Origin of the sequence: Kitasatospora sp. NPDC048194, assembly GCF_043202455.1 — a bacterium.
In the GTDB taxonomy this organism is placed as follows: Bacteria; Actinomycetota; Actinomycetes; order Streptomycetales; family Streptomycetaceae; genus Kitasatospora.
Genome location: NZ_JBIDAK010000014.1, coordinates 96921 through 118053 on the forward strand (window position 1 = coordinate 96921; position 21133 = coordinate 118053).

Annotated in this window: 19 protein-coding genes; 10 read left to right on the plus strand and 9 right to left on the minus strand. The window is 74.1% G+C overall.

The window, feature by feature from the left end; translation table 11 throughout:
- From ACGF07_RS18990 to ACGF07_RS19005, 4 genes are read left to right on the plus strand one after another with little or no spacing between them, the layout of a single operon-like run.
- Positions 1-615, plus strand: a complete 615-nt coding sequence (locus ACGF07_RS18990; RefSeq protein WP_350740969.1) for a GNAT family N-acetyltransferase — start codon at positions 1-3, stop codon at positions 613-615.
- Positions 612-1661, plus strand: a complete 1050-nt coding sequence (locus ACGF07_RS18995; RefSeq protein WP_392900111.1) for a C45 family autoproteolytic acyltransferase/hydolase — start codon at positions 612-614, stop codon at positions 1659-1661. The genes ACGF07_RS18990 and ACGF07_RS18995 overlap by 4 nt, the downstream gene beginning before the upstream one ends.
- Complete coding sequence (locus ACGF07_RS19000) at positions 1658-2380, plus strand: 4'-phosphopantetheinyl transferase family protein (protein WP_392900114.1); 723 nt, start codon at positions 1658-1660, stop codon at positions 2378-2380. The genes ACGF07_RS18995 and ACGF07_RS19000 overlap by 4 nt, the downstream gene beginning before the upstream one ends.
- Positions 2373-2957: a hypothetical protein gene (locus ACGF07_RS19005; RefSeq protein ID WP_392900116.1), complete on the plus strand. Its 585-nt coding sequence runs from the start codon at positions 2373-2375 to the stop codon at positions 2955-2957. Before ACGF07_RS19000 ends, ACGF07_RS19005 begins: the two co-directional genes overlap by 8 nt.
- A 200-nt stretch (positions 2958-3157) precedes the next feature.
- On the opposite strand, the gene ACGF07_RS19010 is transcribed toward ACGF07_RS19005, so the two are convergent.
- Complete coding sequence (locus ACGF07_RS19010; protein ID WP_392900119.1) at positions 3158-3610, minus strand: hypothetical protein; 453 nt, start codon at positions 3608-3610, stop codon at positions 3158-3160.
- A gap of 144 nt (positions 3611-3754) precedes the next feature.
- A complete protein-coding gene (locus tag ACGF07_RS19015; RefSeq protein WP_392900121.1) occupies positions 3755-4999 on the minus strand; it encodes a hypothetical protein in 1245 nt (414 codons plus the stop codon).
- Positions 5000-5442: 443 nt separating this feature from the next.
- Here ACGF07_RS19015 and ACGF07_RS19020 point away from each other — a divergent pair, with 443 nt between their 5' ends.
- On the plus strand, positions 5443-5943 hold the full coding sequence (locus ACGF07_RS19020; protein WP_392900124.1) for a DUF6325 family protein: 501 nt from the start codon (positions 5443-5445) through the stop codon (positions 5941-5943).
- 23 nt (positions 5944-5966) lie between these two features.
- Complete coding sequence (locus ACGF07_RS19025; protein WP_392900127.1) at positions 5967-6251, plus strand: SHOCT domain-containing protein; 285 nt, start codon at positions 5967-5969, stop codon at positions 6249-6251.
- 41 nt (positions 6252-6292) lie between these two features.
- Here the strand turns inward: ACGF07_RS19025 and ACGF07_RS19030 are convergent, their stop codons facing one another.
- Positions 6293-6814 (minus strand): hypothetical protein, encoded by a 522-nt coding sequence (locus tag ACGF07_RS19030; protein WP_392900130.1) that lies wholly within the window; start codon positions 6812-6814, stop codon positions 6293-6295.
- Positions 6815-6997: 183 nt separating this feature from the next.
- Here ACGF07_RS19030 and ACGF07_RS19035 point away from each other — a divergent pair, with 183 nt between their 5' ends.
- The 4 genes from ACGF07_RS19035 to ACGF07_RS19050 all read left to right on the plus strand — a co-directional run bounded on the left by ACGF07_RS19035 (position 6998) and on the right by ACGF07_RS19050 (position 14211).
- Positions 6998-8827, plus strand: coding sequence for a glycoside hydrolase family 15 protein (locus ACGF07_RS19035; protein WP_392900133.1), 1830 nt, complete (start codon positions 6998-7000; stop codon positions 8825-8827).
- A gap of 12 nt (positions 8828-8839) precedes the next feature.
- Positions 8840-10249 carry an MFS transporter gene (locus ACGF07_RS19040; RefSeq protein ID WP_392900135.1) on the plus strand — a complete coding sequence of 470 codons (1410 nt, stop codon included), beginning with the start codon at positions 8840-8842 and terminating at the stop codon, positions 10247-10249.
- A 216-nt stretch (positions 10250-10465) separates the two neighbouring features.
- Positions 10466-11356 (plus strand): YhjD/YihY/BrkB family envelope integrity protein, encoded by an 891-nt coding sequence (locus tag ACGF07_RS19045; protein WP_392900138.1) that lies wholly within the window; start codon positions 10466-10468, stop codon positions 11354-11356.
- A gap of 140 nt (positions 11357-11496) precedes the next feature.
- Positions 11497-14211, plus strand: a complete 2715-nt coding sequence (locus ACGF07_RS19050) for a LuxR C-terminal-related transcriptional regulator (protein ID WP_392900141.1) — start codon at positions 11497-11499, stop codon at positions 14209-14211.
- Between the two features lie 63 nt (positions 14212-14274).
- Here the strand turns inward: ACGF07_RS19050 and ACGF07_RS19055 are convergent, their stop codons facing one another.
- From ACGF07_RS19055 to ACGF07_RS19080, 6 genes are all read right to left on the minus strand, one after another.
- Complete coding sequence (locus tag ACGF07_RS19055) at positions 14275-15222, minus strand: hypothetical protein (RefSeq protein WP_392900144.1); 948 nt, start codon at positions 15220-15222, stop codon at positions 14275-14277.
- A 187-nt stretch (positions 15223-15409) separates the two neighbouring features.
- Positions 15410-16630: an arylsulfotransferase family protein gene (locus ACGF07_RS19060; RefSeq protein WP_392900147.1), complete on the minus strand. Its 1221-nt coding sequence runs from the start codon at positions 16628-16630 to the stop codon at positions 15410-15412.
- 55 nt (positions 16631-16685) lie between these two features.
- Positions 16686-17867, minus strand: a complete 1182-nt coding sequence (locus ACGF07_RS19065) for an LLM class flavin-dependent oxidoreductase (protein WP_392900150.1) — start codon at positions 17865-17867, stop codon at positions 16686-16688.
- Positions 17868-17994: 127 nt separating this feature from the next.
- On the minus strand, positions 17995-19020 hold the full coding sequence (locus ACGF07_RS19070) for an ABC transporter substrate-binding protein (RefSeq protein WP_392900153.1): 1026 nt from the start codon (positions 19018-19020) through the stop codon (positions 17995-17997).
- Positions 19021-19030: 10 nt separating this feature from the next.
- Positions 19031-19768, minus strand: a complete 738-nt coding sequence (locus tag ACGF07_RS19075) for an ABC transporter ATP-binding protein (protein ID WP_392900156.1) — start codon at positions 19766-19768, stop codon at positions 19031-19033.
- On the minus strand, positions 19741-20595 hold the full coding sequence (locus ACGF07_RS19080; protein ID WP_392900328.1) for an ABC transporter permease: 855 nt from the start codon (positions 20593-20595) through the stop codon (positions 19741-19743). Before ACGF07_RS19080 ends, ACGF07_RS19075 begins: the two co-directional genes overlap by 28 nt.
- Positions 20596-21133 lie beyond the last annotated feature (538 nt).

Genomic DNA, 21133 nt, shown 5'->3' on the forward strand with positions numbered 1-21133 from the left:
ATGGGAACCTGGGCCGTTGACGCACCGGTGGTGCTGGAGAACGAGTTCGTGCGGCTGAGCCCGCTGACCGCCGCCGATCGGGACGGGCTGCGCGCGATCGCGCTGGCGCCGGACATCTGGCGGTACTTCGTGACCCGGATCGAGTCCCCGGAGGACTACGAGGCCTTCTTCGACGCCACCCTGGCGGACCACCAGGCGTGCCGGCGGGCGGTGTTCGTGATCACCGACAAGCGGACCGGCCGGGTGGCCGGGTCGATGAGCTTCGGCAACATGGCCGAGGCGGACGGCCGCCTGGAGATCGGCTGGTCCTGGCTGGGCCTGGACTTCCAGGGCAAGGGGGTCAACCGCTGGGCCAAGTACCTGCTGCTGCAGCACGCCTTCGAGTCCATGGGCGCCCTGCGGGTGGAGTTCAAGACCGACGAGCTGAACAAGCAGGCCCGGCGCGGACTGCTGAACATCGGCGCCCGCGAGGAGGGCACGCTGCGCAGCTTCAACCCGATGCCGGGCGGCCGGCGCCGCAACGCCGTCTTCTACAGCGTGCTGCGCGACGAATGGCCCGAGGTGCGCGAGCAGTTGGCCCGCGGCCCGCGGGTGGTCCGACAGGAGGGGGCATGACCGGGCGGCTGCTGCTGACGGGCACCGCGTTCGAGCGGGGCGAGCAGCACGGGCGGGCGCTGGCCGGTGAGCTGCGTGCCTTCCTGGACGACGGGCTGGCCCGGCTCGACCACCTGACGGCCACCCCGCTGACCCTGGACGGGCTGCGGCCGCGGATCGACGCCTACCGGGCGGCGGTCGCGGCCGCCGCCCCGGACCTGGCCGCCGAGGTCGAGGGCCTGGCCGCCGGGGCCGGGCTGAGCCCTGACGAGGCCTGGCTGCTCCAGCTGCGGCGGGAGATCATGGGCTACCAGAAGGTGCCGACGGCCGGCGACTGCACCACCTACGCGCGGGCCGGCGGTCGGTACACCGGGCACCCGGTGCTGGCCCAGACCGTGGACCTGAACGGCAACCTGGACGACGCGATCGCCGTCCTGGAGGTGGCACCGGCCGGGTCCGCCCGGCGCTCGCTGGTGCTCTCCTTCGCCGGACTGCTCGGGTACCTCGGGCTGAACAGCGACGGGCTGGCGATCGGGCTCAACCTGGTGCTCGGCGGCGACTGGCGGCCCGGGCTGCCCCCGTACCTGGCGATCCGCCACCTGCTGGACACCGCCGGCAGCGTGACCGAGGCGCTGGAGCTGCTGCGCGGGATGCGGCTGGCCAGCTCCCGCTCGCTGACCCTGTGCGACCGGGAGCGGGCCGTCTGCGTCGAGGTCCTGGGGGACGAGCTGCGGGTGGTGGAATCGCACGAGACCGCCCACACCAACCACTTCCTGGACCCGGACCTGGCGCGCGGCGACGAGCTGAACGTGTTCGCCCGCAACTCCTCGGTGCGCCGCCTCAAGGAGGCCCGGGCCGGGCTCGCCGAGCTCGACCCGGCGGCCGGGCCGGAGGAGCACTTCGCCCTGCTGTCCAGGCCGCCGATCTGCGTGCCGGACGAGGGCGACATCCGGCGCGAGCGCACGGTCGCCGCCGTGGTGCTGCTGCCCGGGCGCGGGGAACTGCACCTGCGGCCCGGCGACCCCTCCCGATCGGCCACGCAGGTCTTCGGCCTGCGTCCGACGTGACCGCCCCGGGCGCCGGGGTGGAGGCCTGGCTGGCCGACCTGACGGCCGACGCCGAGCCCCTGTCGCCGGCGCACTACGCGGTGGACCTGACCGAGGAGGAGCGCCGCCGGGCGGCCGGCTACCTGAACGGCGAGGACGCCCGGCTCTTCCTGCGGTCCCGACTGGCCGTCAGGCGGCTGCTGGCCACGCGGCTGGGGGAGGCCCCGGGAGCGGTCCGGCTGGCCCGGACCAGGGGCGGCAAGCCCTACCTGCCGGACCATCCGGAGCTGAAGGTGAGCTGGTCGCGCTCCGAGGACCTGCTGCTGCTCGGCATCTCGGAGCAGGGGGCGCTGGGGGTGGACCTGGAGCGGATCCGGCTCATCCCGTCCGCCACCCAGGTGCTCGCCTCGCTCTACCCGGCCCTGCCGCCGCAGGCCGACGGGGCCGGACCGGAGTTCTTCTTCTCCGCCTGGACCCTGCTGGAGGCCGCCGTGAAGGCCACCGGCCGGGGGCTGGCCGAGGGGGTGGGGGACGTGACCCTCTCCTTCCCGGCGCGGGGCGGCGCCGCCCTGCTGGGCATCGCCCGCACCGGGGGAGAGCCGTGGGCGGCGAGCACGGCGCTGCTGGAGGCGCCGGCCACGACGGACGCCCGGCTGATGGCCTCGTTCGTGATGCGGGGGCAACGGAGTCGGATCTGGCTGCGGCGGTGGCCGCCGGAGGGGAGTGCGGGAGATGGCTGAATCGGCGGTGCTGCACGCGGTGGCCCCGCTGCTGACGGTGCAGCGGTTGCGCGAGCGCCTTGCGCGGGTGGCCGGCGACCCGCGGTTCACCGTCGCCGTGCGGGACGGCTGGGACGGTCCCCAGGCGTGGGTCGGGTGCCCGGCCGGCCCGGGGGCCGCGGGGGAGGTGGAGCGGGCGCTGCGCGGTCCCGGCGGCGGCGGAGCGGCGCCCGTGGCGGGCGAGGTGCCGGCGGCCGGGGCGCGGGCGGTCACGGTGACCGGACCGTTCCCGGCCGCGGCCGGGCTCACGGTCGGGGACGCGGCCGGGCTCGCCTTGGCGGGCTGGCAGGAACTGCTGCGGCGCCGTCCGGAGCAGGACCGGGGCCGCTACTCCTTCGCCCTGCACGCGGAGCCGGTCCTCCCCGAGGGGTGGCTGCTGCAGTCCTGGGTCAACCCCGCGTTCGGTCCGGTGCAGTTCACGGTCCGGTCAGGTCCGCGGCTGGCGGTCAGCTCGCCGGGCAGCCTCGGGCGCGAGGAGTTGGCCGTGCTCCTCGCGCAGTGGTCCCTGCTGGTGGCCCGGGCCGGTGCGCCGGGCTAGGCCCCGCCTTCGACAGCGGCTCCGGCGCGTCTGCTCCTCCGGCCGCCCCGGGCAGCGTCCGCCCCGGGCAGCGTCCGCCTCGCCCGGCATCCGCCTCGCCCGGCGCCGTCGGGGCTTCCGCACCGCTCACGGCCCGGCCCCGGACGACGTCCGGGGCCGGGCCGTGTCGCACCGGGGCGGCGGATTCCGGCGTCACTCGGTCACTCGGCCGCCCGCTCGAGGCCGCCGTGGCACAGCCCCCAGATGACCAGGGCGTCGATCGCGATCAGGACGATGGCCCACCCCGGGTAGTAGGGCAGCCACAGGAAGTTGGCGATCATTCCGAGGCCGGCGATGGCGACACCGAAGATCCGGGCCCACAGGATGCCGCTGAAGACGGCGACGCCCGCCACCACGATCAGGACGCCGAGGATGAGGTGGATCCAGCCCCACCCCGCGGTGTTCATCGAGTACACGTAGTTGCGGGTGACGACGACCAGGTCGTCCTTGGCGATGGCGGAGATCCCCTCGAAGACCGCCATGAGACCACCGGTGATCAGCATGACTCCGGCGAAGATGGTCCATCCGCTGGTGTAGCCGTGCTGCCGGGGCGGGGCGACCTGGCTGCCGCCGCTTCCGCTGACACTGCCGCTTCCGCTGACGCTGCTCGTCATGGCCGTGACTCCTTCAGTGGCGTCCCGCCCGGCGGATCGCAAAAGGCGGGGGGTCGAACAGAAGTCCTACGTTCACGGTAGGACCGGATCCGCGTCCTGTCGTGGGCAGCGGCCGGGGGGCGGTGCGGGCCCCGCGGAGCCCGGTCAGTCCTGCGGGGGCGGATGCCCGGCGTCGCCCGGCTCCAGGGCATCACCCGGTGCGGCGCCGCCCGGTCCGGAGGCGATCACCCGCCCGGAGGCGGCGATCAGTGCCAGCACGGCGAGGACCGCGAGCAGCACCAGGACGAGCAGGAGCACGGTCAGCACGGTCGGGTGGTTCCAGAGGGCGAACACCAGGGCCGCGATCAGCAGCGCCGCGAGGGCGAGCCCGCGGCGGTGGGCGTCGGTCCAGGCGCCGACCCGCCCGGTGTGCACGCCGTGCGCGCCGCCCCAGCGGGCGGCCGAGTCCGCGGCCCGGTCGGCCCCGCCGCGCACCGCGCGCGGCAGTCGTCCCGCCCCGGACAGGTAGGCGCCGAGCGCGACCACCACGCCGAGGACGACGGCGGTGCGCAGGCTGACCCGCAGGAACCTCAGCAGTGTGTCGAAGACCGCGGCCGCGGCGGCCGGGGACTGCACCGCGGGCGGCAGGTGGTCCAGGTAGTAGTGCCGGGCGATCACCAGGGCGATCGCCACCAGCAGGGCCGCTCCGGCCGCTCCCAGCGCCGTCGACACCAGCGCACGGCGCCGCCGGCGCGCCAGCAGGACGCCGACCAGGCCGAGCAGCACGGTGATCACCGGCACCCAGTTGCCCAGCACGTCCAGCGCGTGCGCGCCACCACGGATCTTGGCCAGCTTGTCGGACTGGAACAGCACCATCTGCTTGTCCACGTCCGGGATCTTCTCGGCCGGCGTCAGCCCCGCAGCCACCAGTTGCCCCTTCAGCTGGTCGACGGCCTGGCCCACGTCGAGGGTGACCGTGCCGTCGCTGACGCCGACGGCGCCGCGGCCGCTGCCGGTCAGCGCGCGCACCACCGCGGTGTGGGCGCCGCGGTTCGCCTGCGTCCAGACGGTCCCGAAGGCGTCGCTCTGCACGACCCCGGTCGCCGCCCTGGTGACCACCTGGTTCACGGCGTCGTCGATCCTGGGGCCCAGGGACCTGACGGCGGACGCGGCCCGGGGTGGCAGGCCCTGCGACTGCAGCCAGGACGCCAGGTCGGAGGCGACGTCCGGGCCGTCCACCTTCACGTCCACCGCCTGCGTGATCCGGTGGACCGCTGCGTCCTGGATCGCCGGGTTCATGGCCAACGGCGCGACCGTGGAGACGTAGCGGTCGGTGTCCAGCGCGATGTCGTGCACCCAGACGGTGAGCAGCGAGACCGGCACCAGGATGCAGGTCAACGTGATCAGCACGGCCGAGACGGTGCTCCTGACGATGCGGCCCGCCCGGGAACTGTGCCGGGGCTGCGCGGGGGTGCTGTCGCCGGCCGGGCCGCCGGGCGGCGCCCCGGCCGGCTGGGGTTCGCTCGGCCCGTTCAACTGCCCTCCTGGTGCCGGCTCTCGCTGAAGCGGCTGCGACGCCGCTGACACCATTCACGCCGCAGCCGCCCTGGTCCGGCGCGCCGGGCTGGGCCGTCCGGAGGCGCGGGAGCAGTGGCCGGCCGGTCACGCCCGCCCGACCGGTGCGCGGCCCGGCCCCGGCCGCCGTCTCACCCCGGGCAGGTGATCCGCGCCCACCCGGCGGTCCCTACGGTCGAAAGCAGCGACGGCCCGCAGGGACGGGCGCGTGAGGCCCTGACGACTTCACCGGACCTCACCGGACTTCACGCCGGACGTCACCCGGAAGGAGCACCACCATGGCCGAGGACGACCTCGCCGAGACCGGGCCCATCGACTACCTGGTGGTCGAGTTCCCCGGCAACCGGATGACCGGGGAAGGGCTTCCGCTGTTGATCGACTTGGTGGACCGGGGTGTGATCCGCATCCTGGACTTCGCGTTCGTGCGCAAGGACACCGACGGCACCGTCTCGGGCATGGAGATCGCCGACTTCGACGGCGACGGCCGCCTGGACCTCGCCGTCTTCGAGGGCGCCGGGTCGGGCCTGCTCGACGCCGGGGACCTGAGCGAGGCCGCCGCGGTCGTCGAGCCCGGCAACTCGGCCGGTGTGCTCATCTACGAGAACACCTGGGCCGCCCCGTTCGCCGCGGCGCTGCGCCGCGGCGGCGCGCGGGTGGTCGCCAGCGGCCGGGTGCCGCTGCCGGAGCTGCTGCGCTCCCTGGACGAGCTGGACGCCGCGGAAGGCGGCCCGGCCGGTGCGGCGGACGGCTCCGGTTCGGGCCCGTCCGACGCCAGGTGACGTCGCCGAGAGGAGTGGGAGTCATGCCTGGACTGCTGCGCGGCATCGCGCGCACCGCCGTCGTCGCCGGGACGGCGACCGCCGTGTCCAACCGGGTGTCCCGTCGCCAGGCGGGCCGTTGGGCGCAACAGGACGCGGCGGCCGAGTACGCACCGCCCCCGCCCCCGCCGCCGGCCCCTGCCGCACCCGCCGCGGCGGACATGGACGCGAAGATCTCCCAGCTGCAGCAGTTGGCGCAGCTGCGGGACCAGGGCGTCCTCACCGAGGAGGAGTTCGCCACGCAGAAGCGGCGGCTGCTGGCCGGCTGAGCGCCGTCGGCGGGGCCGCGGCAGCACCCGCGGCGGGTGCCTCAGTGCCCGACGGCGACCTTGGCCGCGACGATGACCAGGCCCAGGAGCAGGTTGACCGCGCCCTCGGCGGCCATCTGGCCGGACGAGGCGCTGGCCCGGCGGGCCCCCAGCGTCGCCCAGACCACCTGCTGCGCGACGGCGACAGCGAGGGCGAGCCAGGCGTTCTCGCCCGCCCCCAGCCACGGACTGACCAGCACCGCCAGGGCGGGCAGCGCCGACGCCTCGACGAGCGGCCACTCGTGCCGGCCGACCTCGCGCACCTGGCTCCGGGTGACCGGCCGGCCGGCCTCGCGCTCGCCGGCCACCTGCGCGTAGACGTGGGCGGCCCAGAAGACGAGCCCGGTGACCACCAGCAGCAGGATGAGCGACAGCCGGGGGTGGGGCTCGTGCAGGTCGGAGGCCGCGATCACCGAGGCGGCGAGCATCGAACCGTACACCGCGCCGGTGTAGTCGGTCCGGTTCCCGGTTCCGTCCGGAGCCGGTTCGCGCGGGGCGTCGGTATGCCCGCGAGACGTTGTCATGGCGCCTGCTCCCGTCATCGCCGCGAGGCCGACCGCTGGGACCGTTTGGGCCATCATCGCCCGCGACCCGGGTTCCGGCGCGTCCGTGCGGCTCACCCCCGCCGGGTGACCCGCGTTCCGGCCGCCGCTCGTAACGTCAGCACGGCAAGGGCTGTTTCCCCGTCGTCCACCGAGGAGTTCACCGTGAACCCCTACCCCCCGATCGCCGAGCACGGGGTCATCGGTGACCTCCAGACCGCCGCGCTGGTGGCCACCAGTGGCGACATCGACTGGTGGTGCACCCCCCGCTTCGACTCCCCGAGCATCTTCGCCGCCCTGCTGGACCACGAGAAGGGCGGCCGGTGCGGGCTGGCCGTCGACCGGGAAGCGGTGCCCGACGTCCAGGTGAAGCAGCTCTACCTCGCCGACACGGCCATCCTGGTGACCCGCTTCCTCGCGCCGGAGGGCGTGGCGGAGGTCGTCGACTTCATGCAGCCCGACACGTCCGAGTCCCCGAGCGACCGGCACCGGATCACCCGCACGGCCCGGGTGGTCCGCGGCAGGGTGCCCTTCCTGCTGGAGTGCCGACCGCGCTTCGACTACGGCCGGGCGCCCCACCAGCTCACCCTGACGGACGAACGCAGCGCGGTGCTCCGCGGCCCGGACCAGGAACTGTCCGTACAGGTCACCGCACCCGTCGTGCTCCGCGCCGACGGCTCCGACGTGACCGCGAGGTTCACCCTGGGCGCGGGGGAGATGGCCACCGTCCTCCTCAGCACCCAGCCGCCGGGCTCCGTGCCGGCCGCCCCGCCCAGTGACGTGGAGACCGTCGCCGCCTTCGACGCCTGCCGGGAGTTCTGGTACGGGTGGCTCAGGTCCTCCGGGTACCAGGGACGTTGGCGCCAGATGGTGGACCGGTCGGCGATCACGCTGAAACTGCTCAGCTACCACCCGACCGGTGCGCTGATCGCCGCCGCCACGATGGGGCTGCCGGAGCAGGTCGGCGGGGAGCGGAACTGGGACTACCGCTACACCTGGATCCGGGACGCCTCGCTCTCCGTCCACACACTCATCCGCCTCGGCTTCCGCGACGAGGCGCGCGCCTTCCGACGGTGGGTGCGGGACCGCATGGAGGCCGCCGACGGCGCCGGAGAGCGCCTCCAGATCATGTACCGCGTCGACGGCGACCCCCACCTGACCGAGGAGTCCCTCACCCACTGGGAGGGCTACCGCCGCTCCTCCCCGGTGCGCGCCGGCAACGCCGCCGCCGACCAGCTCCAGCTCGACATCTACGGTGAAGCGGCCTACGCGTTCGCCGCCGACGAGGACGACATGGGGGCCCTGCGCGGCTGGGCGGCGTTCCGCGGACTCGTGGACTGGCTGACCGAGCAGTGGGACCGCCCGGACGAGGGCATCTGGGAGACCCGTGGCGGACGGCAGGACTTCACCTACAGCCGTCTGATGTGCTGGGTGGCCTTCGACCGCGCCGTCCGGTTCGCCCGCCGGTTCGCCCGCCCCGCGGACCTGGACCGCTGGAGCTCGGAGCGCGACGACATCCTGCGCCAGATCGTGCAACGCGGCTGGAGCCGCGAGCGCGAGGCCTTCACCCAGCACTACGGCACCGACGTCCTGGACGCCTCGCTGCTGCTCATGCCCAAGGTCGGCTTCCTCTCTCCCACCGATCCGTCCTGGCTGACCACCCTCGACGCGATGGACCGGGAACTGGTCCAGGACAGCCTGGTCTACCGCTACGACCCGGCCGCCTCACCCGACGGGCTGAGCGGCTCCGAGGGCACGTTCAACCTCTGCACCTTCCTCTACGTCGAGGCCTTGGCCCGGGCCGGCCGGGTCCACCAGGCCCGGTACGCCTTCGACAAGATGCTCACGTACGCCAACCACGTCGGGCTGTTCGCCGAGGAGATCGGCCCCTCCGGCGAGCAACTCGGCAACTTCCCGCAGGCGTTCACCCACCTCGCCCTCATCGACGCGGCCATGGCCCTGGACGAGGAACTCGACCGCCGAGGGACGTCCTGAGGGGCGCGCGCGATGACCTCCACCGCCGTCCCCACCCCCACCGCGGCCGGACGCAAGGTACTGATCCCGCTGGCGCTGGCCCAGTTCATCTGCAGCTTCGCCGGCTCCAGCATGAACGTGATGATCAACGACATGAGCCGGGACCTGGACACCAGCGTCCAGGGCATCCAGGTCGCCATCACCGTCTTCCTGCTGGTGATGGCCGCGTTGATGATCCCCGGGGGCAAGCTCACCGACCGCTGGGGCCGCAAGCGCTGTCTGATGGCGGGCCTCGCCGTCTACGGCGTGGGCGCCCTGCTCAGTGCGGCCGCCCCCGGACTCGGCGTCCTCATCCTCGGGAACTCCGTCCTGGAGGGCGTCGGTACCGCCCTGCTGATCCCGCCCGTCTACATCCTCACGACCCTGCTCTTCACCGGTACGGCCGCCCGGGCCCGCGCCTTCGGCACCATCATGGCCCTCGGCGGCGTCGGCGCCGCGGCCGGACCGCTGCTCGGCGGCCTGCTCACCACGGCCATCGACTGGCGTGCCAACTTCGGCTTCCAGGTCGTGGTCATCGTTCTGATCCTGCTCTTCACCCGCAAACTGGAGGACCCCCTTCCCGCCGATCCCACCCGGGCGTTCGACACCGTCGGCGCCGTGCTGTCCGCGGCCGGCCTGATCCTGCTGGTCACCGGCATCCTCGCCGCCGACAACAACACCTGGTTGATGATCGCGCTCCTGCTCGCCGGCGCCGCGGTGCTGGCCGGCTTCTTCCGCTGGATCCGCCGGGTCGAACGCGCCGGACGCGAACCGCTGCTGGCCCCCGCCCTGTTCCACAACCGCACCTCCAACCTGGGGCTGATCACCCAGAACGCCCAGTGGCTCGTGCTGATGGGCGTCTCGTTCACCGTCGGCGCCTACCTCCAGGTCGTCCGCGGCTACAGCGCCATCGCCACCGGTGGCGTCTTCACCTCCGCCACCCTCGGCCTGCTCGCCACCTCGCTCGCCGCCGAGCGCCTCGCCAAGCGCCGCTCCCAGCGCACCCTGATCCTCACCGGTTTCGCGGTCACCACCGTCGGCATCGTCGTGCTGCTGCTCCTGGTCCGCGCCGTCGACGACATCTGGGCCTTCACCCCCGGCCTGCTGCTGATCGGGCTGGGCATCGGCCTGATGCTCACGCCCTCGGTCAACATCGTGCAGTCCGCCTTCCCCGACAGCCGCCAGGGCGAGATCTCCGGCCTGTCCCGCAGCGTCTCCAACCTGGGCTCCTCCCTGGGCACCGCGATCGCCGGAACCATCCTGGTCTCCGAACTCACCCGCAACAGCTACGCGGCGGCGATGGCCGCCCTCGGCCTCTGCGGCGTGATCGGACTCTGCGCGGCGATGTTCCTGCCGCGCGACGGGGCCGCCACCGCGCGCGGCCAGGCGCCGCGATCCCGCTGAGGCGCACGACGCCGGACGAGCTCGACGGCTCGCCCTGCGAACCGCCGTGCACCGGCCGCCGGCGCGGGGAGGACAGCGGACGCGCTGCGCCGAACGGCGGACCGTCCGACGTGCCGCGCGCCCTCCCGTCGCCCACTCTTGGACGGAATGCCCAGCGCTCGGGTCGAGGACGAGCCGGGGCGGACCGGATGCGGGCACGACCGGAGGGAGCGCGCGGTGGCGGCACAGCGTGACGAGCCCGGCCGTGCCGAATGGTTCCGCGCCAGGAGCGCCTGGCTGAGGGAACGGACGGCCACCCTGCGCGAGGCCCCGTTCCTGCGCCGGCTCGCCTCGCAGCTGCTCCACGTCCACGTCCTGGACATGGCCACGCGCCTCGCGGCACAGGCCTTCCTGACCGCCATCCCGGTGCTGTTCGTACTGGCCGCCTTCATGCCCCAGGAGGTGCGCAACAGCGTCTCCGAATCCCTGCGGACCGTCCTGGGGCTCCAGGGTGCCTCGCTCGACGAGATCCGGGCGGCGCTGCGCCCCAGCGGTCAGGGCTCCACCATCGACGCGTTCGGCGGCATCGGGATCCTGGTGACCCTGCTCTCGGCCACGAGCTGCAGCCGCATCCTCCAGCGGCTGTGCGAGCGGAGCTGGCACCTGCCCCACCTCGCCGGGCGCCTGGCGGCGTGGCGGTGGCTCGCCTGGCTCCTGGTGTGGCTGACCGCCCTGATCCTCCAGGGCCAGGTGCGGTCCGGGTTCGGGGCGGGCTCCGGCCTCGGGGTCGTGCTCTACCTGATCACGGCCACCCTGCTCTGGTGGTGGACCCAGCACCTGCTGCTCGGCGGCCGGGTCCCCTGGCTGCCCCTGCTGCCGGGCGCGCTGCTGACCGGAGCCGCGCTGACGGCGCTCGCCTGGGTGTCGCAGCTCTACGTCCCCCGCTCGCTGAACCGCAGCGTGACGCAGTTCGGCCCGCTCGGCCTGGTCTTCACCCTGCTCAGCTGGCTCATCGTGGTCTTCACGGCCGTCACCCTCGGCATCGCGATCGGGTACGTCGTGGCGAGCCAGGGGCGGCTGGCCCGGCTCCTGGCGACCCCGGAGCCGGCCCCGGCGGGCGCGGACTGAGGCCCGTCGCACCGTGACCGCAGGGGCGGGCGGCCCCGGACGGGGGGCCGGTGGCCCCTTTGCCAGGCCGAGCGGTGTCACCCAGGATGGGGATTGTCAGTGCTCCGCGCCACCGTGCGCCGTACTCCGAGGTGAGCACCATGACCATCGGCTCGCCCACCCACCCCGCGGACGCGCCCCGACCCGGCACCGCCCGGCCGACCCGGATACCCGGCGGCGACCCCGTCCTCGCGGCCCGCTTCGCCGTCCCGCCGGTCCCGGGGACGTTCGTGCACAGACCGCGCCTGGCCGAGCGCCTGCGCGACGGTCTCCGGACGCCCCTCCTGCTGGTGACCGCCCCGGCCGGAGCCGGCAAGACCCTGCTGGTCTCCGACTGGCTGGCGACGACGCGGCTGCGGGGCCCGGCGGTCTGGCTCACCGTCGAGCGGGAGGACAACGCACCGGGGGTCTTCTGGGCCCACCTGCTGGAAGCCGTGCGGCACCAGGGCGTCGTCCTGCCGGACGACATCGGAACCCCCGCCCGGGCCGACGGGATCGACCACTCGCTGCTGGCCGGGCTGGCCGCCCACCTGAGCCGCCGCGAGGATCCCGTGGTCGTCGTCCTCGACGAGCTCGAGCAGGTGTCGTCCGCGGAAGTGGCCTCCGGGCTCCACTTCCTGCTCAGCCACGCCGGCCCGGGCCTGCGGCTGGTCCTGATCAGCCGCAACGAGCCGTCCCTGCCGCTCCACCGCTACCGTGCCTCCGGCAGTGCCACCGAGGTCCGGGCCGCCGACCTGGCCTTCCGGCCGCAGGAGACCGCCGTGCTGCTGCGCCGGCACGGCCTGGCCCTCTCGGACGACACCGCCCGGGCGCTGACCGAGCGGACCGGCGGGTGGGCCGCCGGGCTGCGACTGTCCGCCCTGGCCGCCCAGCGGGCCGCCGACCCCGAGGTGTACCTGAAGGAGTTCGAAGCCTGCCGCAGCACCGTCGCGGACTTCCTGCTCGCCGAGGTGCTCGGCGACCAGCCCGCCGAGACGCAGGACCTCCTCCTGCGCACGAGCGTCCTGGACCGGATCCACCCGGGCCTCGCCGACGCCCTGACCGGCCGCTCGGACGGATCCCGGATCCTCACGGCCCTCGCCCGCGCCGACACCTTCGTCGAACCCGTCGGCCGCTCCTGGTACCGCTGCCACCCGCTGTTCGCCGAGATCCTCCGCGACCACCTGTCGGCGTGCAGCCCGGGGCTGGAACGGACGCTCCACCGCAGGGCGGCCCGCTGGCTGACCGCGGCCGGGCACCTGACCGACGGCCTGGTGCACGCCGCCGCAGCCGGCGACTGGGACTTCGCCGCGACCGAGGTCGTCGACCGGCTCGCCATCGGACGGCTGTTCGCCGGTCGAGACGCGGAGCGGCTCGACCGCCTGTTCGCCGACATGCCACCCGATGCCCGGGGGCCGGCCCCGGAACTGATCCGGGCGGCCCGCGACCTCGCCCACCACCAGGTGGACGGCGGGCTCGAGCACCTCCGGCACGCCGAGACGCTGCTCTCCGAGCGCGGCGCCGACGCCGCTGCGGCGGCCCTGCTCAATGCGGCCCACCTCCGGGTGCTGGCCGGCCGGCTGCTCGGCTCGGCCGACATGGCACGGGCCGCCGCCGAACGGGCGGCGCGCCTGGAGGAGGAGGTCCCGCAGGGACTCCGGCGGGAACACCCCGAACTTCCCGCGCTCCGCCTGACCGACCTCGGTTCCGCACTGCTCTGGAAAGGCAGCCTCGACGCCGCCGGAACGGCCCTGTCGGCCGCCGCCACGGCGGAGGCCGACGGTGCCGCCACGGCCTGTCCGCGCCACGAGTCGTTCGCTCGGCTCGCCCTGATCGACCTGCTCCGGGGTCAGCCGGGACAGGCCGAGATCCACCTGCGCAGGGCCGGGGCCGAGGCCGAACTCGGCGGCCTGGCACCGGACTCCCGCACGGGGGCCGACCAGCTCGTGCTGGCCGCGCTCGCCGTCGACCGCGACGACCTGCCCGCGGCGCGGGCGGCACTGGACCGGGCCGCCGAGTCGGCCGCGGCCGACCACGATCCCACCGTCGCGGCGGGGATCACGATCGTCCGGGCGAGGATGCTGCTGGCCGACGGCCGTAGTCGCGCGGCGCTCGACCTCCTCGGCGGGCTGGAGGACGGTACCCCCGTCGCCGGACCGCCACCGCCCTGGGTACGGGAGGGCGTCGCCGTGGCCGCGGCCGCCGGACACCTCGCCGAGGGCGACCCGGCCGCCGCGCTGGAGGCGCTGGAGCGCAGTGGCGCGGACGGCCCGGAACACGCCGTCGCCGCCGCCCGGGCCCACCTCGCCGCGGGGGAGAGCCGAGGGGCACTGCGGATCCTGGCGGCGATCCCCGAGCGCGACGGCCACGGACCCGCGATCACCGTGCGGGTCCTGCTGACCCGGTCCCAGGCGGCGCTGGCCCTGGGGGACGAGGCCGCGGCCCAACGCCTGCTCGCCCGCGCCCTCGCGGTCGCCCGGCCGGAGCGGCTGCGTCGGCCCTTCCGGGAAGCCGGTCCGTGGCTGCGGCGCCTGCTGCACGCCCGGCCCGAGCTGGTGGAGTCCCACGGCTGGCTGCCGCCCGACCTCCTGCCCGGCGCTGCGGCCAAGGCGTCCGAGGAGGCCGCCGCGGTGACCGACCCGGTCGAACCGCTCAGCGACCGCGAACTGGACGTCCTCAGACTGGCCGCGCAGATGCTCTCCACGGACGAGATCGCCGCCGAGTTGTTCCTGTCGGTGAACACCGTCAAGACGCACCTCAAGAGCATCAACCGGAAACTCGCCGTCACCGGGCGCAACAGGGCCGTGCGGCGGGCGCGCGCCCTGCACCTGCTCTGACCGCGCCCGTCCTGCCCCGGCCGCGCCCGTCCTGCTCCGGCCGCCCGTCCGCCCGGGCCCGCCTCAGCCGCGCCGACGCCGGCGCCGGCGGGCCCGGAGATGGCGCCACCCGACGACCACGGCACTCGCGCCGATCATCACCAGGAACATCGTGAGCCACGCGTTGTGGGCGACGCGGGCACCGGTGACCAGCACCAGCAGCACAGCGCCCACGGTCGCCAGGCACGCCAGCACGGTCCGCAGCACCACGAGGAGCATCCCCGGACGCAGGATCGACCGGGTCCTTCCGGTCCGCGCGGCCTCCGGCAGGGCCAAGCCGAACTGGCGCAGCGCACGCTCGCCGAGCTCTCCGGTGGCGCGGCGGTACATGACGCCGCACGCCGGCACCCACACGAACGGGACGACGGTTCCGATGAGCACCAGCGCGCCCAGGCCGATCCAGCCGAGCCATTTGCGGAGGCTGGTGCGGGCGGGGTCCTCGGGGGTCACCAGCCCGATCAGGTACGCCTGGCGGCGGACGACGGCCGCCCAGGAGGCCTTCTCCCCGGCGCCGGTTCCGGCCCGCGCCGCCCTCCGCAGGGCCTCCTGCGCCTGCTCGACCGTCGGGTGGACCCCCTGCACCACCAGGATCTGGGCCGCCGCGTCGTCGCCGCAGGGATCGCGGCCGGCCAGCGCCGCGAGCTCCAGCACCATGCGCAGCTGGGCGAGCAGCGCCGCGACGAACGCGACCGGGAGCAGGAGGATGAACGGGCCCCCGAGGAAGGATCCCTCGACGACCGTGCGGCGCACCCCCCGCTCGATGATCCGCTCGGCCGGATCCGGCTGCCCGGCCGTCCCCGCCGGCTCGCTCCGGCGCGGCGCCGCGGCCTGTTCCGCCGCCTGGGGGCCCAGGTAGTCGACCACGAAGGCCGCGAGGCGTTCGGGCAGGTGGGCGGGATCCGCTCGGACCGTCGCCAGCAGTCGTCCCACGACGCCGGGTCGCTGTTGCCGCTCGTGCTCCGCTCCGCCCATCAGCCGCAGGATAACCCCGCCGGTCGACGCCCGCCCCGGGGCCGGATCACCCGGCCGGGGTGAGGCCGGGGCGGACCGGCGGTGCGTATCTCTACGACTACGCCTGGGAGAGCCGCGACGTCCACGGCCACCACCCCGCACCGCGCCCGGGAGACGAAGGCGTCTCCCGGGCGCTCGTGCGCGTCGGTCACTTCCAGTCGAACCGGTAGGCCCGGTAGCTGTTCACCCCCGCGGGAAGCGTGGCGTCGTACAGCAGCTCGCCCTTCCGGCCGAACTCGGAGACGCCGGGCAGCGAGCCCCACCCGACGAGGAGGTTCCCGTTGCGCAGCGTCTGGGCGTTGCCCTGCGACGAGGCGCTGAGCTTCGCCGGCTGGTCGGCGGAGCTCACCAGGGTCGCCCGGTGCGTCCTGGTGTCCAGGCGCACGGTGACCACCCGGCTGTACGGAAGCTCGGAAACGGGGTCGGACCCGGTGTTCGCCCTACCCGCGGCCTCGTTGTCGAAGAAGGTGTACAGCCCGTTCCCGAGCGGCTCCGGGTCGTGCTGCCAGGCGAAGATCCTCGCGGCGCCGTCCAGCACCTGGCCCGGCGCGGCGGTCAGCTCGAACGAGCTCGCCTTGCCGCCGAGTTGCCAGAGGATCCGGCCGGTGTGCCGGGACACCTGGTACGTCGTCCAGGTGTTGCGGGCATCGACGAGGAGTTCGCCCTCGCCGTCCGGCTTGACGGCGTTGATGTGGAACCAGTCCCAGGGCGTGTCCGGCGAGGACGGCAGCGGCTGCTCGCTCTGCCCGTAGGGCACGTGGTCGGCGCTGTTCCATTCGAACAGGACCTTGCCGGTGCGGATGTCGATCTCCTGCACGATCCCGTTGATCACCTTCTGGTGGGCGGAGCCGCCGATGGAGGTGAGGTCGGCGGTGGCCTCGGCGTAGGCGAGGATCAGCGCGGTGTTGCGCGGCGTGATCACGAACTCGTGGCCGTCGGCCGAGTAGCCGTTGCCGGCCCGCACTTCGGCGATCTTCCGGTAGTGCTCGTCGTAGATGTAGTCGACGCCGCTGGCCAGGCCGCCGAGGTTGGTGCCCTGCCACCAGGTCAGCACCGGCTTGCCCCGGTAGGTCTGCTTGCGGAAGTCGGCCGCCTGCTGCCCGGCCGGTACCGTGTGCGACCAGACGACCTTCCTGCCGTCGGGACTGAGGATCTCCACGCCACTGGCGTACCGGCCAGTGGCGGAGTTCGGCGCGATGAAGAGGTCACCGCTGCCGGTCCCCGCCTTGTCGGTCAGGACGTTCAGCGGGGGCAGTGGCGCACTGTCCGGCGTCGCCGCCGTGGCGCCGGGCGCCGGCAGCACGCCGACGAACGCCGCGGTCGCAGCCACGGCCAGTGCCCTGCGGGCGGCCCAGGTCGTCTTTCGCATGGTGGTCCTTACTGGTGGAGGGCGGTCGGGTGAGCGGACTTTCGGTGGTGGGTCGTCAGCGGCCGGCGCCGGAGAGCAGCGGGGTACCGGCCGTCGCGGCGGCGCCGGGCGGCGGGCCGACCAGGCCACGGGCCTGGAGCACAGGGCGCACCCCTTCGCCGAACCAGTACGCCTCCTCCAGGTGCGGATAGCCGGAGAGGACGAAGTGGTCGATGCCCAGGGCGTGGTACTCCTCGATCCGGTCGGCCACCTCCTCGTGGCTGCCGACCAGCGCCGTGCCGGCCCCACCGCGGACCAGGCCGACGCCCGCCCAGAGGTTGGGGTGGATCTCGAGGTCCGCGCGCGATCCCCGGTGGAGCGCCAGCATCCGTTGCTGGCCCACCGATTCGCTGCGGCCGAGCAACTGCTGGGCCAGTGCGACCGCGTCGTCGTCGAGGTCGTCCAGCAGCCGCTGCGCCTCCTGCCAGGCGTGCCGGGAGGAGTCGCGGGAGATGGTGTGCAGCCGGACGCCGAAGCGGATCTCGCGGCCCTCGGCCTCGGCGAGCCCCCGGATCCTGTCGACCTTCTCCTTGACCTGGGCGGGCGGTTCGCCCCAGGTCAGGTAGACGTCGGCGTGCTTGGCGGCGACCGGGCCGGCGGCGGCCGAGGAGCCGCCGAAGAAGACCGGCGGCGCGGGAGCGGGCGGCACCGGTACGTGCGCGCCGGTCACCCGGTAGTGGGCGCCCTCGAAGTCGAACGGCGTGCCGGTCCACGCCCCGCGCACCACGCTGAGGAACTCGTCGGTGCGGGCGTAGCGGCCGTCGTGGTCCAGGTGGTCGCCGAACCGGGCCTGCTCGGCCGCGTCGCCGCCGGTCACCACGTTGAGCAGCAGTCGGCCGCGGGTGGCCCGCTGGTAGGTGGCGGCCATCTGGGCGGCCAGGGTCGGCGAGATCACCCCCGGGCGGAAGGCGACCAGGAACTTCAGGTGCTCGGTCTCGTGGGCGAGGAAGGCCGTGGTGAGCCAGGCGTCCTCGCACCAGGTGCCGGTGGGGGTGAGCACCGCTTCGAAGCCGAGCCGGTCGGCGGCCTTGGCGATCTGGGCGAGGTACTCGATGTCGGGTGGCCGGACGGCCGCGGCGGCGCTGCCCACCGTCGGGTTCGCGGCCGCCCCGGTGAGGTTGCCGGCGTAGGCGTGGCGGTCGACCAGGCCTCGGCCGTCCCCGCCGGTCGGCAGGAACCAGTGCAGGTGAAGGTTCATCAGGACTCTCTCGGTCAGGCGCTTCGGGCAGGGACTCCGGTCGGGCGCTTCGGGCAGGCGCTTTCGGCCGGGGACTCCGGTCAGGCACTTCGGTCGGGCGCTTAAGTCGGGGGGCAGGAGCGCCCGGTCAGGACGGAGGGGGCAGCTGCGTGGTGGAGGCCGGCAGCCTCGCGTTGAAGCGGCGGTCGGTGAAGTCCGCGAAGGAGAAGGAGGCCGGGATGAGCTTCTGCCCGGCGAAGGTGTCGGCGATCGCCTGCTCGGAGCGGACGGCGTCGTCGTCCAGCGCCACGCCGAAGGACGTCGCCTGAGTGCGCCGCACCGAGGTCAGCGCGACGTCGTAGGGGATCCCGGTCTGCTTGGACCACACCTGCGCCCACTCCTCGGGATGCGTGGCCGCCCAGTGCTGGGCGGCCCGCAGCCGCTGCAGGTAGTCGCCGACCAGCTTGCTGCGCGCCTGGTCGGCCAGCGCGCTGGTGGAGGCGACGGCGAAGGACAGTCCCGCCGTGACCCCCTCCCCGGTGGCCAGGACACGGCCGCCGGCCTGCTCCGCCATGGCGGTGTACGGGTCCCACACCGCCCAGGCGTCGATCTTCCCGGAGTTGAACGCGGCCAGCGCGTCGGCGGGTTGGAGGTAGCTCAGGTGCACGTCGGCCGGCGAGAGGCCGGCCTTGAGCAGCAGCGCGACCAGGGTGTAGTGCGAGGAGCTGCCCTGGGCGACGGCGATGGTCCGGCCCTTGAGCGCGGCGATGCCGGTCACCCCCGAGCCCTTGGGCACCAGGACGGCGTCACCCGCTGCGGAGGCCCGGACCGCCCCGACCACCTTCACCGGCCGGTTGGCGGCTCCGGCGAAGACCGGGGGCGTGTCGCCGACCGAGCCGAGATCGACCGACCCGGCACCGATCGCCTCCAGCATCGGCGGGCCGGAGGTGAAGGAGGACCAACTGATCCTGTACGGGAGGTCCTTGCTCTGGCCCGAGGCGTCCAACAGGGCCTGCGCGGCGGAGCCCTTCTGGTCCCCCACCCGCAGGGTCGGGGCTGCCCAGGCGGATTCCGGGGCCTGCGACCGTGCCGATGACGAGCCGCAGGCGGCCAGAGCGGCGAGCAGGAGGGGCGCGATGGCGGCCGCAACGGTGCGGCGGTTCTTCAGGGACATGTCGTGATCCTCAGTAGGGGCCGGAGACGCCGAGCCGGTCGAGCAGGGAGCTGCGCAGGCGGAGCACCGCCGGGTCGGCGGGGTCGCGCGGTCGGGGGAGGTCCACCGGCTCGTCGTGGACGATCGCCCCGGCGCGCATCACCAGCACGCGGTCGGCGAGTAGCGCGGCCTCCTCGACGTCGTGCGTGACCAGTAGCACCGCGCAGTTGCGACGCTCCCAGACCTCGGCGACCAACCGCTGCGCCCGCAGTCGGGTGAGGGCGTCCAGTGCGCCGAACGGCTCGTCCAGGAGCAGGAGTTCAGGTTCACGCACCAGCGCCCGAGCCAGTGCGGCACGCTGGGCCTCGCCGCCGGAGAGGGTCTTGGGCCAGGCGTCGGCCCGGTGGGCCAGACCCACCTCGGCGAGCACCCGGTCGGCCAGCGACCGGTCCGGCCGGCCGGGGAGTCCGAGGACCACGTTGCGCCAGACCCTCTTCCAGGGCATCAGCCGCGGTGCCTGGAAGGACACGGCGCGACGCCCCGGCACCAGCACCTCCCCGTCGATCTCCCGGTCCAGACCCGCCAGGATCCGCAGCAGCGTGCTCTTGCCGCAGCCGCTCGCGCCCAGCAGAACGGTGAACTGCCCCGGCTCCAGGCGCAGATCGAGACCGTCGAGGACGACCTCCGGGCCGAAGGACTTGCGCAGGCCGCGGACCAGCACGGCGGCGCCGGTCGAGTCCCTCACCTTCCGCTGAAGGTCGGTCGCCACGACAGCAGAGTCCTTTCCAGCGTGCGGACGATGAGGTCGGCCAGGAGCCCGAGGAGGGCGTAGACCAGGAGGCAGACGACGATCACGTCGGTCTGGAAGAACTCGCGGGCCTGGTTCATCAGGAAGCCGATGCCGTTGTCGGCGTTGATCGTCTCCCCGAAGACCAGTGCGAGCCACGAGACGGTCAGCGCGTACCGCAGGCCGGTCATCAGGCCGGGCAGCGCCCCGGGGAGGACGATGTGCCAGATCTGCTGACGCCGGTTCAGGCCGAGCGTCCTGCCGGCCTCGACGAGCGCGTCGTCGACGCTGCGGATCCCGGCGTAGACGTTCAGGTAGAGGTTGAAGCCGACGCCCATCGCGATCAGCGCCACCTTGGGTGCCTCTCCGATGCCCACCCAGATGATGAGCAGCGGGATCAGGCCGATGAAGGGAACGGTGCGCAACATCTGCACGGTCGCGTCGACCAGGTCCTCGCCGAGCCTGGACAGGCCGGCGACCAGGGCCAGTCCGACACCGACCAGGCTCCCGAGCGCCAGGCCGCAGAGCACCCGTTGCAGCGAGACGGCCAGGGCGGACGGCAGGGTGCCGTCCGCGGTCATGGCGACGGCCTTGCCGAGAACGGTGGACGGCGCCGCCAGGGTCTGGGCGGAGAGCGCTCCGGTCGAGCCGAGCACCTGCCAGACGGCGAGCAGGACGAGCGGCGCGATCGAGCGCCGCGCCCAGCGTGGTGCGCGCCGGCTCCGACCGGCGCGTGCGGCGACGGCGACCAGATCGGGGGCCGGGGCGTCGCGGGTAACTGCGGGTGGTGGTGGGGCGTCCGTGTCGATGGACACAGGTGTCTCCTCGGGCAGAGTCGGACCCGTGCGAGGGCAGGGAGAGGACAGGCGCCGCAGCGTGCACCCGACGGGCACACGGGTGCGGGCAGGCCTGGGAGTGCACCGCGCGAACGGTGCGTCGGCACACGTGAGGCGGTGTCAGAACACGGGCGGTTCAGCGGCCGGGACGGCCGTCAGAGGCCGTGCGGCAGGGCGTCAGCAGCCCTCAACAGGGGCGACAGGCAGCGGAACAGACCCAGAGGAGGTCGATGTGACCCCGGGTCGTCAGAGGGATTCGGCGCTGCTGCATGCCGGGGAAGCTAGCCGGACTCGGCAAGCGGCGTCAACCACGTCCGGATCCTGAACGCCGCCGGCGGTCGGATCTACGTGACGACGAGGGCGTCCGCACCTCGGCGCCACCGGGCACGCGGCCGCGGCGCGGGACGCCTCCGGCGATGGTGCGCGCTCCGCCGCTGAGGGAGCGCTGCCCGCCCCCTACGCCCCGGGCCGCACCTCGGCCACACCACGGGCCGTCCCGAACGGCGAGTGG